The organism is Sphingomonas sp. HF-S4 (assembly GCF_032911445.1).
In the GTDB taxonomy this organism is placed as follows: Bacteria; Pseudomonadota; Alphaproteobacteria; order Sphingomonadales; family Sphingomonadaceae; genus Sphingomonas; species Sphingomonas agrestis.
Genome location: NZ_JAWJEJ010000002.1, coordinates 507,245 through 520,226, shown reverse-complemented (window position 1 = coordinate 520,226; position 12,982 = coordinate 507,245). Strand labels below are relative to the sequence as shown.

Here is a 12,982-nt window from a genome sequence, read left to right as displayed (position 1 = left end):
TTACCGCGCGATGTCCGTTTGCGTCAGCCCCAAAGCCGCGCGCGATACGCCTCGAAGCAACGCTCGCCGCACTTCAATCGGATCAGCGCACCCTCGGCCATTGCGGTCGCGCGGCGCGGGTCTTCCTCGACTGCCGGACGGATCGCCTCGCGGTTCCAGTCCTCGCTATGCTTGATGTCGAGCACCGCGTGCAGCGTGAAGTAGCGCGCTTCCTTGGGACTGAGCCCAACGCGCTTGAGTCCCTCGGCAACCATCGCCGAACGCCCCGGCGCGGTGAGCTCGACCACGCCGAGCGCACCCACCGAATGCCAGGCATAGCGCCGGCTGGTCGCCATCGCGGTCATCGCATTGGCAAGGCACAGGCTTTCCCACACGGTGTTCTCGATCACCGGATCGACCTGCAGCGTCTCGACCAGCGCATCGAGCATCGGCCCGTGCATCCCCTTGGCCGTGCCGTGGCCCATCTCGTCCCAGTAATTCCGGGCGAGCTCCAGCTTGGGACGCACCGGCAGCTTGACCTGGGTCATTGCCACCAGATCGTCGAACCCGGCTTCGCCCGCGGCCTCCTGCTCGAAGAACCATCGAAGCTGATCCCGGTCCGCCTCCTCGGCGAGCCAGGGGAACAGCGGATCGCCCTGGCCGGGGCCCCGCGCCTTCAGCCCTTCGAACCAGTCGATGAAGCCCGCGACATCGGTCGGTGCCGCGGCCGCCTCGTCGATCACCTCGGCGCGCAGCTCCTCGAGGAATGCACCCTCGAGCCGCTGCATCTTCACATCGCGCTCGAAGGTCCGGCTCCATTCTGCCTCGGGGAAGCCGGGTTCGAGCCGCTCGCGGTTCCAATGCGCCAGCCCGCGCTGGAAGCTGTCGGTAAGGAATTGCGACCCCGCATCGTGTGCGAAGTCGCGAAGACGTGTAGCCATTTGGATTGCTCTCCTGCCGGGCCGTTAAACCGGCAAGGCGATGGGAGAGTTCCGCGATTGTGGCCGTGCCGTGGGCTAACTGATTTGGATCAGTACGATTTCCTCAACCGTCGCCGACACGCTCGATATCGGCGCCGACGCCCTGGAGCTTCTCCTCGAGCCGCTCATAGCCGCGATCGAGATGATAGACCCGGCTGACCTGCGTCTCTCCCTCTGCGACGAGGCCGGCGATGATCAGGCTCATCGACGCGCGCAGGTCGGTCGCCATCACCGGCGCGCCGACCAGCTTGGCCGGGCCGTGCACCACCGCGGTGCGCCCACGAACATCGATATGCGCGCCCATCCGCGCCAGTTCGGGAACGTGCATGTAGCGGTTCTCGAAGATCGTCTCGGTGAACACGCTGGCGCCCTCGGCGACCAGCTGCATCGCCATGAACTGCGCCTGCATGTCGGTGGCGAAACCCGGGAACGGGGCGGTCGACAAGGTCAGCGGCTTGAGCTTGCCCTCGGCGGCGATGCGGATGCCCGTCTTCGTTTCCTCGACGGTCACGCCGGCCTGGGTGAGCGCGTCGAGCGTCGCGCGCATGTCGTTCGCCGCCGCGCCGACCAGCTCGACATCGCCGCCGGTGATCGCCGCGGCGCAGGCATAGCTGCCCGCCTCGATCCGGTCGGGCATCACGGCATAGGTCGCGCCGTGCAGGCGATCCCTGCCTTCGATCTCCAGCCGCTCGGTGCCGATGCCGCTGATCTGCGCCCCCATCGCGACGAGCAGGTTGCAGAGATCGACGATCTCGGGCTCGCGCGCGGCATTGTCGAGCACGGTCGTGCCCTTGCAGGTCACCGCCGCCATCAGCGCATTCTCGGTCGCGCCGACCGACACCACCGGGAAGCTGAAGCGGCCTCCGGTGAGCCGCCCGCCGGGTGCCGAGGCCTTAACATAGCCCGCGGCGACTTCGATCTCGGCGCCCATCGCCTGCAGCGCCTTGAGGTGCAGGTCGATCGGCCGGTTGCCGATCGCGCAGCCGCCGGGCAGCGACACCGTCGCCTCGCCGGCGCGGCCGAGCAGCGGCCCGAGCACCAGGATCGACGCGCGCATCTTCCGCACGATGTCATAGGGCGCGACGGTCGAGGTCAGCTTGCCCGCGCGCGTCGTCAGCACCCGGCCGAAATCATTGGGCCGCGTCCCCTCGATCGCAGTCGAGGCGCCGAGTTCGTTGAGCAGATGTCCGAAGCTGTCGACATCGGCGAGGCGCGGCAGGTTGCGCAGCGTCAGCGGCTCGTCGGTCAGCAGCGCGCACGGCATCAGTGTGAGCGCCGCGTTTTTTGCGCCCGAAATGGCGATTTTGCCGGAGAGGCGGTTTCCGCCGCGGATAAGGATACGGTCCATGTCCGAGCTTCTAGCCGCTCCGGGCGCACGCGCAAGCGCGCCGGACCGTGGGCGGGATTGATCGACTTTAATGCATTGATTCCGCGGCACTGCTTTGCACGTGGCTCGGGGGGAATACGATTGCGTGTCGGGTAGTTGTTTCGCGGACATATTGAACGAGCTGGTCGCGCTCACCCCCGGTGAGAGTGCCGCGCTCGACAACCTGGAGGAACGCCAGCGGCATGTGCGCCGCGGGGCGGTGCTTCAGCGCGAGAACGAGGCGTGCAACGAACTGTTCATCCTCCGCAAGGGGCTGATGATGAGCTATGTGCTGCTCGACGACGGCAGCCGCCAGATCCTCCGCTTCCTCTTTCCCGGCGACATCCTCGGCATCTCCAGCGCGATCTATCAGGAGGCGCCCGAGACGCTTGCCGCGCTTTCCGACTGCGTCGTCTCGCCGTTCGACCGCGCCGCGCTCGCCGATATCATGACCGGGCATCCGCGGCTCTCGGCGCTGATCCTGGTCTATTCGCAGATCGAGCGCGTCGCCCTGACCGATCGGCTTGCCGCGCTCGGCCGCACCAGCGCCAGGGCGCGCGTCGCCGCGCTGCTGCTCGAACTGCGCAGCCGGCTGCGCGCGACCGACAAAAGCATCGACAACGCCTTCCTGCTCGGACTGACTCAGGAGGAGATCGGCGACGCCACCGGGCTCACGGCGGTCCATGTCAACCGCATGCTGCGCCAGCTCGAGGAAACCGGCCTGATCGGGCGGGAAGGCGGCAGGGTCACCTTGAAGGACGAGCCGGCGCTCACGCGCGCGGCGAATTTCGTCAATCGCTATGTCGGGCTGGATCTCAGCTGGCTGCCCAAGCCGCGGAGCTAGCAGGCCAAAGAACTCATGTGCTCCGGCGAAGGCCGGAGCCCTGGCGGCCCGCGATGCGCCCGGTTACCCAGCGCTCCGGCCTTCGCCGGAGCACATGGATGCTTTAACGTCGGGAAAGCCCCGCTTACGCCTTCTCCAGCGTGCACTGGAGCGGATGCTGGTTCTGCCGGGCGAAGTCGATCACCTGGCTCACCTTGGTCTCGGCGACCTCGTAGCTGAACACCCCGCACACCCCCACGCCGCGCTGGTGGACGTGAAGCATCACCTGGGTCGCCTCCTCCATGCTCATTCGGAAGAAGCGCTGGAGGCACAAAACGACGAACTCCATCGGCGTGTAGTCGTCGTTGAGCATGAGGACGCGGTACGGCGTCGGCTTCTTGGTGCGCGTGCGGGTGCGCGTCGCCAGCCCGACCGCGGGATCGCGCGTGCCGGTGTCGTCGTCGCCGTCCTCGGCCATCCGGATATTTTTGCTGATTTCGGCCATGACGCTCGAAAATATGGGTTCGGCAGGGGCGAAGCAAGGCCACAGCCGTCCCGTTAAGCTTCAAAAAGCGCACGCACCGCCGGAAAGCGAAAGGGCGGCCGCCTTTCGGCAGCCGCCCCGTTCTACGCGGTCACTCGAACGCTGCGTGCGTTCAGGCGGCGGTCTTCACCTTTTCGACGGCGACCGCGAAGCGGTTCGAGATCGGCTGCGCGGCGTCGCCGGCGAGCTTGATCACGGCTTCGGTGTTCTTCGATGCTTCGGCGACATAGGCGTCGAACGCGCCGCGAACGAAGTCGCTCTGCAGCTTGAAGAACTCGGTCGGCGACTTGACGGTCGCGAGGGTCTTCATCGCCGAGGTGGCGTTCTCGAAAGACTTGCGGCCATATTCGGCAGCGTCCTGGCCCAGGCTCTCGAAGCCCTTGGCAGCGATGCGGCCCGACTCGACGACGGCCTCGAGGTTGCCCTTGGCGAACTCGCCGGCTTCTTCGACCAGCTTGGTCGACTTCTCGACGGCAGCCTTGGTGCGATCGTTGAAATCGCTGAACAGGGCCTGTGCCTTGGCGGTGTTGGCAGTGGCGGTGTTTTCGAAATTGGTAGCCATGGTGATGGTTTCCTTGACGATGGGTTCCGAAACCGCCGCGACGGCGACCTCGGCTTCGTTGACGGTTTCCGCGACGGCGGCTTGTGCCTGCTCTGCCGCGGCTTCGACGGTTTCGACTACTTCCTGCGACGCTGCTTCCACGACCGGGGCCGGTCCGGCCTCGTTCACCGGAGCTGCTGCTTCGATGATTGCGGTCGGCGCGGGCTTCTCAGCCTTGGGAGCAACAGCCACAGTCTTGGGCGCGGCCGGCTTCTTGGCGCGCGCCGCGGGCGGTACGGCGACGGGCTTTGCCGGCGCTTTTGGTCCCTTGGTGGCCATGCGAATCGTCCCCTGACTATTGCTGCAATGCAGCATGTAAGGAGCTGTTGCATGCATTGCAATAGCATTTTTGTGCACTGCACAATGATGTCTTTTACGTTACGGAATGTTGCTTGTCAGCGGGTGCGAACGTAGCTTCCCGGCGCATCCTCGATCGCCTTGAGCTTGCCCCTGCCAGGCACGCGTGCGCCTTTTGCATCCACTTTGGCGCTATCGACGTCCTCGATCCATTCCACCCAGTCCGGCCACCAGCTTCCCTTGGTCTCGTTGGCGCCCGCCATGAACTCGGCAAGCGTCTCGACCTTCGAATCGTTGACCCAATATTGGTATTTCCCCGCCGCGGGCGGATTGACCACGCCGGCGATGTGACCCGATCCGGCGAGAACGAACTTGATCGGTCCCTTGAAGTGGTGGGTGATCTTCCACACGCTCGCCGCCGGCGCGATATGGTCCTCGCGCCCGGCCTGGACATAGGTCGGCGTCATCACCCTCCCCAGGTCGATCGGCGTGCCGTCGATGGTCAGCGCGCCCGGCACCGCCAGCTTGTTGTCGCGGTACAGGTCGGTCAGGTAGCTCAGATGCCAGGTCGCCGGCAGGTTGGTGACGTCCGAATTCCAGTGGAGCAGGTCGAACGGGGCATAATCCTGCCCCATCAGGTAATTGTTGGTGACGTAGTTCCAGATCAGATCGCGCCCGCGCAGCAGGTTGAACGTCGCGGCCATGTAGCGCCCGTCGAGGAATCCCTCCCCGCCCAGCGACTTGATCAGCGCGAGCTGGTCGTCGTCGACGAACATCGTCAGGTCGCCGGCCTCGCTGAAATCGACCTGCGCGGTGAAGAAGGTCGCGCTCGTGACCTTCGCGCTCTCCCCGCGTGCCGCCAGCACGGCGAGCGTCGCCGCCAGCGTCGTCCCCGCCACGCAATAGCCGATCGCATGCACGCCCTCGACGCCGAGCAGGTCGCGCACCGTGTCGATCGCATCGATCTGGCCGCGCTCGACATAATCGTCCCAGACGACGTCCTTCATGCTCGCATCGGCCGACTTCCACGACACCACGAACACGGTCAGCCCCTGCGCCACTGCCCAGGCGATGAAGCTCTTCTCGGGCGTGAGGTCGAGGATGTAGAAGCGGTTGATCCATGGCGGGAAGATGATCAGCGGCGTGGCGTGGACCTGCTTGGTCGTGGGCGCGTACTGGATCAGCTCATAGAGTGGCGTGCGCTTGACCACCTTGCCCGGGGTCATCGCCAGGTTCTTGCCCAGCTCGAACGCGCCCTCTGCGGTCTGGGTCATCTGCCCCTTGGCGATGTCACCCAGCATGTGCTGCAGGCCCTTGAGCAGGCTCTCGCCCTTGGTCTCGACGATCTTCTCGAGCACCTGCGGATTGGTCGCGGGGAAGTTGGTCGGGCTCACCGCGTCGATGAAGCCCTTGGTCGCGAAGCGGATCTGGTCCCTCTGGCGGGGATCCATGCCTTCCAGCGCATCGACGCCCTTCAGCATGTGATCGGCGATCATGAAATAGCTCTGGCGCAGGAAGTCGAACACCGGCTCTTCGCGCCATTGCGGCGCCTTGAAGCGCTTGTCGCGCGCCTGCTCCGGGGTCTCTTCGAACGGCGTCGCGTTGGCGGGATCGAGGAAGCGCTGCCACAGCTGCATCGTATCGGCCCAGAAATTGGCGCTCGCGCGCAGCGCGCCTGTCGGGTCCATCCCCGGCGCCGCGGGCATCTGGCCCATCAGGTCGAAGCCGTGCTCGAGCATCATCTGCTGCGCCTTGCCCAGCACCCAGGTCCAGTGCTGCAGGTCTTCCAGGCTGGGCAGCGGAGTCGTGGTGTCGGCCATGCAGTTCCTCTCCGGCAGCGCGTATCGACGCTTTAGCGCCGACAAGCCAACTCGTCATTCCCGAGTTGGCAGGAATGGCGTAGGAACGCCCCACGGCGCAATGCAGCGCCCAAACCCGAAGAGAGAAGTGGGAATGTCCGAAGAGTTCTACCGCATGAAGCGGCTGCCGCCCTACGTCATCGCCGAAGTCAACGGCATGCGGGCAGCGGCGCGTGCGGCAGGCGAGGACATCATCGATCTCGGCATGGGCAATCCCGATCTGCCTCCGCCGGCTCACGTCATCGAGAAGCTGTGCGAAGTCGCGTCCAAGCCCGACGCGCACGGCTATTCGCAGTCCAAGGGCATTCCCGGCCTCCGCCGCGCCCAGGCGAACTATTATGGCCGCCGCTTCGGCGTCGATCTCGATCCCGAGACCGAAGTCGTCGTGACGATGGGATCGAAGGAAGGGCTCGCCAGCCTCGCCACCGCGATCACCGCGCCGGGCGACGTCGTGCTCGCGCCCAACCCGTCCTACCCGATCCACACCTTCGGCTTCATCATCGCCGGGGCGACGATCCGCGCGGTGCCGACCACTCCCGACGATCACTATTTCGAGAGCCTCGAGCGCGCGATGAACTTCACCGTTCCGCGCCCGAGCATCCTGGTGGTGAACTACCCGTCGAACCCCACCGCCGAGGCCGTCGACCTCGCCTTCTACGAGCGCCTCGTCGCCTGGGCGAAGGAGAACAAGGTCTGGATCATCTCCGACCTTGCCTATTCCGAGCTCTATTATGACGGCAATCCGACGCCTTCGATCCTCCAGGTCAAGGGCGCCAAGGACGTCGCGATCGAGTTCACCTCGCTCAGCAAGACCTATTCGATGGCCGGCTGGCGGATCGGCTTCGCGGTCGGCAACAAGCATCTGATCGCGGCGATGACGCGCGTGAAGTCGTACCTCGACTACGGCGCCTTCACCCCCGTCCAGGCGGCCGCCTGCGCCGCATTGAACGGCCCGCAGGATATCGTCGAGAAGAACCGCCAGCTCTATCACAAGCGCCGCGACGTCATGGTCGAGAGCTTCGGCCGCGCCGGCTGGGACATCCCCTCGCCGCCCGCCTCGATGTTCGCCTGGGCGCCGCTGCCGCCGGCGCTCGCGCATCTGGGCTCCCTCGAATTCTCGAAGCAGCTGCTCAGTCATGCCAAGGTCGCAGTCGCACCCGGCGTCGGCTATGGCGAGAATGGCGAAGGCTATGTCCGCATCGCGATGGTCGAGAACGAGCAGCGCCTGCGACAGGCCGCGCGCAACGTGCGGAAATATCTCCAGTCGATGGGCGTCAACACGCCCAGCGCCAACGCGGGGTAATTCGTTCAGCGGGGCGGGTTCGCCCGCCCCGTCAGGCCAGTTCGCTGTCCAGCAGCTCGCGCACGTCGAGCCCGAGCAGCGCGATATGCTCACGCACCCGCGGCCAATGCCCCTTCAGGAAGCGCTCGCGCTCGGCGACGCGCAGCCGCTCGACCGCACCGGGTAGCACGAACATGCCGACGCCGCGGCGCACCTCGACATAATCGTCGTCCTGGAAGCTCTGATACGCCTTGGCGACGGTCAGCGGATTGGCGCCATGCTCGGCGGCGAGCGCCCGGACCGAAGGGAGCTGGTCCCCCGCGCGATATTCGCCGCGCAATATCGCCGCAGCGATGGTGGCGCGAAGCTTGAGGTACACGGGTGAATCGTCGTGCTCGAGCGCTGTCATGCTGCGATAATACACCGATTAGCGATCAGGTCCATACCCGGGATTCCACTGATGTACGATTTCGGACAGTTCGCCGCGCGGCCGCTCCTCGAGTTCGCGCCCGGGCGTGCCGATGAACACAAACCCGGCAATTCGCTGCGAAACATCGCCAAAAAGGTCGCGCACTGCGTTCGAATAAGCCGCCCAGCCGGTCAGCCATCCGCCGACGAACCCCATCGCATGCGCGGCATGGAGCAGGTTCATGCACGCCGCCCCGGCCGACAATTCCTGCTCCCACAGGGGAATCTTATGCGGAATCACCGGCGCCGAAAGCACCACCACCAAGGCCGGCGCCTGCGTGACGAACTGCGCCGCCGCCTCGTCGTCCCGCGCACTACAGTCGGGCTTCTCGGCACGCTGGATCTCGACCAGCTTCTTCGCCAGCGCCGGCCGCGCGTCGTCGGGAACGATCACGAACCGCCACGGCGCGAGCTTGCCATGATCCGGCGTCCGCGCCGCGATCGCGACCATCTCGTGCAGCTGCTCCGGGCTCGGCCCGGGCGCGACCATGTCGCGCGGCTTGCCCGATCGGCGAGTCTGGAGAAGGCTTAGCGGCGTAGTGCGATCGTTGAACATCCCCGCCATCTAGGGTGGCCGGCCGCGCCCGCCAATATGCGTGCGGCGCAACAAAAATACGCGCGCCTTTACAGCGGCTTCATTCCGTCTAGTTTGGCCGCCCATGCGCCGGGCCCGCTCCCGGAACCCCATTTGAAAGCAATTCACGCATGGTAGAAAGCCCCACCGCCGACAGCCCGGCAGAACCCGATATCACCCGCGTCAATCCGGCCGCGGAGAAGACCTGGTTCGGTCATCCCCGCCAGCTCGCGCGGATGTTCACCACCGAGATGTGGGAGCGGTTCGGCTTCTACGGCATGCGGGCGCTGCTGACGCTCTACCTAACCCAGCATTTCATGTTCGGCGATCGCCAGGCGACGGGCATCTATGGCGGGTTCACCGCGCTGGTGTACCTCACCCCGCTGGTCGGCGGCTATCTGGCCGACCAGTTCCTCGGCTCGAAGCGCGCGGTCAAGTTCGGCGCTATCGTGATGTCGCTCGGCTATCTCATCCTGTGCTTCGGCGGCCCCACCGCGCAGCCCCACGCCAAGATCGATGGCCAGCGCTACGAAGTCTCGATCGAGCAGGCCGGCGACAAGCAGGTCCGCTACGTCGTCGACGGTACCCGGAAGCTCGAGATCAAGGGCAATGAGGACGGCACAGTCGACCTGCTCGAGAACGGCCAGCTCGCGCGCAAAGTCGCCAAGGGCAACTTCGAATCCGACGCCGATCGCAGCCCGCTCTACGTGATGATCATGCTGATCGGCCTGTCGATGGTCTCGACCGGCAACGGCTTCTTCAAGCCTAACATCTCGACGATGGTCGGCGAGCTCTACGAAGTCGGCGACCGCCGGCGCGACGCCGGCTTCACGATCTTCTACATGGGCATCAACATCGGATCCTTGTTTTCGCAGATCCTATGCCCGCTGCTCGCGGTGCTGTTCGGCTGGTGGGCGGGCTTCGGCCTCGCTGCGATCGGCATGATGGTGTCGTGGTCGCTGATCCAGTTCAACGGCAACACGCTCGCCGGCTATGGCGAGCCGCCCGCACGGCCCGAAGTCGAGCGGCAGCAATGGTTCATCTATGCCGGCGCGCTGCTGATCGTCCCGGTCTTCTATTTCCTCTACGTCAACCTGATGAACTCGGTCGAGCCCGAGCCCGGCTCGGGGATCCTCGGCTACATCGCGTCGCTGCCGATCATGGGCAAGTTCCTGTTCGGCACCTTCGCGCTCTCGGTCCCCGGCATCCTGATCTGGTCGTTCCTCTCGGGCAGCCGCCAGGAATTCCAGATGATGCTCGCGGCGATGACGCTGATCGTGTTCAACGTCGTCTTCTGGACGCTGTTCGAGCAGGCGGGCTCGTCGCTGACGCTGTTCGCCGATCGCAATACCGACCTGTCGGTGTTCGGGCTGTTCAGTATCACCGCGCCGCAGACCCAGTTCTTCAACGCCGCCTTCATCGTGCTGCTCGCACCGTTCATGTCGATCCTGTGGACGTCGCTGGCCAAGCGCGGGCTCGAGCCGTCGATCCCGGTCAAGTTCGGCATCGCGCTGATCGGCGTCGCGGGCGGCTTCCTGCTGCTGGTCTGGGGCGCGCAGTTCGCTGATGCCGGGTTCCAGGTCGGCATCTGGTGGCTCGCCGGGCTCTATTTCGTCCATAGCTTCGCCGAGCTCTGCATCTCGCCGGTCGGTCTCAGCATGATCACCAAGCTGTCGATCGCGCGTGTCGTCGGGCTGATGATGGGCGTGTGGTTCTTGTCGATCTCGGTCGCGCAATATGTCGCGGGGATGATCGCGCAGGTCGCCAGCGTCGAGACCGTCGGTGGCCAGGTCACCAACCTGAAGGTCAGCCTCGACGTCTATGTCCACGTCTTCACGCTGATCTCGTACTGGGCGATCGGCCTGGGCGTGCTCCTGCTGTTGCTCAGCTGGCCGCTCAAGAAGTGGATGCACGGCGTCCAGTAAGTCGCCGGATACGAAAAGGGGGAGCGTTTCCGCTCCCCCTCTTTGCTTCAGGCAACGTTGCGACGCCGCGCCACGAATAGCGCAATTAACGAGAACATCGGGCAATCCTTTGGAAGGTTCTTGCTGCAATGCAGCATAGGACGCATCTGGGTCGCCGTGGGATTTCCCGCAAATGCAATGTTTCCGGCGGACGGTTGCAATAATTGCAACCTTGCAATCAGCCCACTCGGTTCGCCACCAGATCGTCGACCACCGCGGGATCGGCAAGCGTGCTCGTGTCCCCCAGCGACGACACGTCGCCCTCGGCGATTTTCCGGAGAATCCGCCGCATGATCTTGCCCGAGCGTGTCTTGGGCAACCCCGGCGCGAACTGGAGCGCGTCGGGCGTCGCGATCGGCCCGATCTCGGCCCGTACCCAGTCGCGCAATTCCTTGCGCAGCGCCTCGTCGGCCACGACATGCGCGTTCAGGGTGACATAGGCGTAGATGCCCTGCCCCTTGATGTCGTGCGGCATGCCGACCACCGCCGCCTCGGCGACCTTGGGGTGGAGAACCAGCGCGCTCTCGACTTCGGCAGTCCCCATCCGGTGCCCCGAGACGTTGATCACGTCGTCGACCCGCCCGGTGATCCAGTAATAGCCGTCCTCGTCGCGCCGACACCCGTCGCCGGTGAAATACTTGCCCTTGTAGATGGTGAAATAGGTCTGGAAGAAACGATCGTGATCGCCCCAGACGGTGCGCATCTGCCCAGGCCAGCTCTTGGCGATCACCAGATTGCCCTCGGTTGCGCCGTGCAACACGTTGCCCTCGGTATCGACGATCTGGGGATCGACGCCTGGCAGCGGCAGCGTCGCCGATCCCGGCTTGAGCGCGGTCGCGCCGGGCAGCGGTGTGATCATCTGCCCGCCGGTTTCGGTCTGCCACCAGGTATCGACGATCGGGCAGCGCCCCTCGCCGACCACTTCGTGATACCAGCGCCACGCCTCGGGATTGATCGGTTCGCCCACCGTGCCGAGCAGCCGCAGCGATTTCCGGGATGTCTTGGCGACATACGCATCGCCTTCCTTCATCAGCGCACGCAACGCAGTCGGTGCGGTGTAGAGTATCTCGACCTGGTGGCGGTCGACCACCTGCCAGATCCGCGAGGCGTCTGGCCAATTGGGCACACCCTCGAACATCAGCGTCGTCGCGCCATTCGCCAGCGGTCCGTAGACGATATAGCTGTGCCCGGTGACCCAGCCGATATCGGCTGCGCACCAATAGACCTGACCTGGCCGGTAATCGAACACGAGTTCGTGCGTGTAGCTCGCCCAGAGCAGATACCCCGCCGAGCTGTGGAGCACGCCCTTGGGCTTGCCGGTCGATCCCGAGGTATAGAGGATGAACAGCGGATCCTCGGCGCCCATCGGTTCGGCCGGGCATTCGGCGGAAACCTTCGCCGCGGCCTCGTGATACCAGACGTCGCGGCCCGGCTTCATATCGACCGCGCCGCCGGTCGCCTGCACCACGATCACCTTCTGCAGGCACCGCGTGTGCCCAGCCGCCGCATCGACATTGGCCTTCAGCGGTACGCGCTTGCCGCCGCGCCGGCCTTCGTTGGCAGTGATCACCACGGTCGAATCGCAATCGGTGATCCGTCCCGCCAGTGCCTCGGGCGAGAAGCCGCCGAACACCACCGAATGGATCGCGCCGATCCGTGCGCAGGCGAGCAGCGCGAACGCCGCCTCCGGAATCATCGGCATGTAGAGCGTGACCCGGTCACCCTTCTGCACGCCCTCGCCTTTGAGCACATTGGCGAAGCGGCAGACTTCCTCGTGCAACTGTCGATAGGTGTAGCGCCGCGGTTCCTCGCTCGGCTCGTCGGGTTCCCAGAGGATCGCAATATCGCCGCCGCGGCTGGCCAGATGCCGGTCGATGCAATTGGCCGCGACATTGAGCTTGCCGTCGGCGAACCAGCGGATGTGGAAATCGTCTTCTTCGAACGACCAATCGCCCGCGACTTCGGGCCGCTTCATCCACTGCAGCCGTTTGGCCTGCTCGAGCCAGAAGCTTCCCGGATCGGCGATGCTGCGCCCGTACAGCTTTTCATATCCCGCCGCGTCGACACGCGCGGTGCGCGCCCACGCCTCGGATACAGGGTACAGGCTGTCGCTCATTATCGCTCCGCTCCCGTTCTTATGCGCTCCCCTTGTCCCCAACCGCGCGCCGCGCGCAAGTCGCAGAATCCGTTACGTCGCCGCTCCAAGCGGCAGTTTTTCTAGGGCTGCGACAATCTGCGACATAAT

The 12,982-nt window shown here is 65.2% G+C and carries 11 protein-coding genes; 3 read left to right on the top strand and 8 right to left on the bottom strand.

Features of this window, described 5'->3' with window-relative positions:
- Positions 1 to 23: 23 nt before the first annotated feature.
- Entirely contained in the window at positions 24 to 920 is an 897-nt protein-coding gene (locus RZN05_RS18485) for an iron-containing redox enzyme family protein (RefSeq protein WP_317228153.1), read from the bottom strand.
- A 103-nt stretch (positions 921 to 1,023) separates the two neighbouring features.
- Positions 1,024 to 2,307 (bottom strand): UDP-N-acetylglucosamine 1-carboxyvinyltransferase, encoded by a 1,284-nt coding sequence (gene murA / locus RZN05_RS18480; RefSeq protein ID WP_317228152.1) that lies wholly within the window; start codon positions 2,305 to 2,307, stop codon positions 1,024 to 1,026.
- Between the two features lie 151 nt (positions 2,308 to 2,458).
- On the opposite strand from murA, the gene RZN05_RS18475 reads away from it, so the two are divergent.
- Positions 2,459 to 3,169, top strand: coding sequence for a Crp/Fnr family transcriptional regulator (locus tag RZN05_RS18475; protein ID WP_317228151.1), 711 nt, complete (start codon positions 2,459 to 2,461; stop codon positions 3,167 to 3,169).
- Positions 3,170 to 3,293: 124 nt separating this feature from the next.
- On the opposite strand, the gene clpS is transcribed toward RZN05_RS18475, so the two are convergent.
- From clpS to RZN05_RS18460, 3 genes are all read right to left on the bottom strand, one after another.
- Entirely contained in the window at positions 3,294 to 3,626 is a 333-nt protein-coding gene (clpS, locus tag RZN05_RS18470; RefSeq protein WP_317228568.1) for an ATP-dependent Clp protease adapter ClpS, read from the bottom strand.
- A 178-nt stretch (positions 3,627 to 3,804) separates the two neighbouring features.
- Positions 3,805 to 4,572: a phasin family protein gene (gene phaP, locus RZN05_RS18465; protein WP_317228150.1), complete on the bottom strand. Its 768-nt coding sequence runs from the start codon at positions 4,570 to 4,572 to the stop codon at positions 3,805 to 3,807.
- Between the two features lie 116 nt (positions 4,573 to 4,688).
- Entirely contained in the window at positions 4,689 to 6,410 is a 1,722-nt protein-coding gene (locus RZN05_RS18460; protein WP_317228149.1) for a PHA/PHB synthase family protein, read from the bottom strand.
- 133 nt (positions 6,411 to 6,543) lie between these two features.
- Here RZN05_RS18460 and RZN05_RS18455 point away from each other — a divergent pair, with 133 nt between their 5' ends.
- Positions 6,544 to 7,752 carry an LL-diaminopimelate aminotransferase gene (locus tag RZN05_RS18455; RefSeq protein ID WP_317228148.1) on the top strand — a complete coding sequence of 403 codons (1,209 nt, stop codon included), beginning with the start codon at positions 6,544 to 6,546 and terminating at the stop codon, positions 7,750 to 7,752.
- A 31-nt stretch (positions 7,753 to 7,783) separates the two neighbouring features.
- Here the strand turns inward: RZN05_RS18455 and RZN05_RS18450 are convergent, their stop codons facing one another.
- A complete protein-coding gene (locus RZN05_RS18450; RefSeq protein ID WP_317228147.1) occupies positions 7,784 to 8,140 on the bottom strand; it encodes a GntR family transcriptional regulator in 357 nt (118 codons plus the stop codon).
- Positions 8,141 to 8,158: 18 nt separating this feature from the next.
- Positions 8,159 to 8,755 (bottom strand): nitroreductase family protein, encoded by a 597-nt coding sequence (locus RZN05_RS18445; RefSeq protein ID WP_317228146.1) that lies wholly within the window; start codon positions 8,753 to 8,755, stop codon positions 8,159 to 8,161.
- 149 nt (positions 8,756 to 8,904) lie between these two features.
- On the opposite strand from RZN05_RS18445, the gene RZN05_RS18440 reads away from it, so the two are divergent.
- Complete coding sequence (locus tag RZN05_RS18440) at positions 8,905 to 10,698, top strand: peptide MFS transporter (protein WP_317228145.1); 1,794 nt, start codon at positions 8,905 to 8,907, stop codon at positions 10,696 to 10,698.
- A 217-nt stretch (positions 10,699 to 10,915) separates the two neighbouring features.
- On the opposite strand, the gene acs is transcribed toward RZN05_RS18440, so the two are convergent.
- Positions 10,916 to 12,853, bottom strand: a complete 1,938-nt coding sequence (acs, locus tag RZN05_RS18435; protein WP_317228144.1) for an acetate--CoA ligase — start codon at positions 12,851 to 12,853, stop codon at positions 10,916 to 10,918.
- Positions 12,854 to 12,982: the final 129 nt, after the last annotated feature.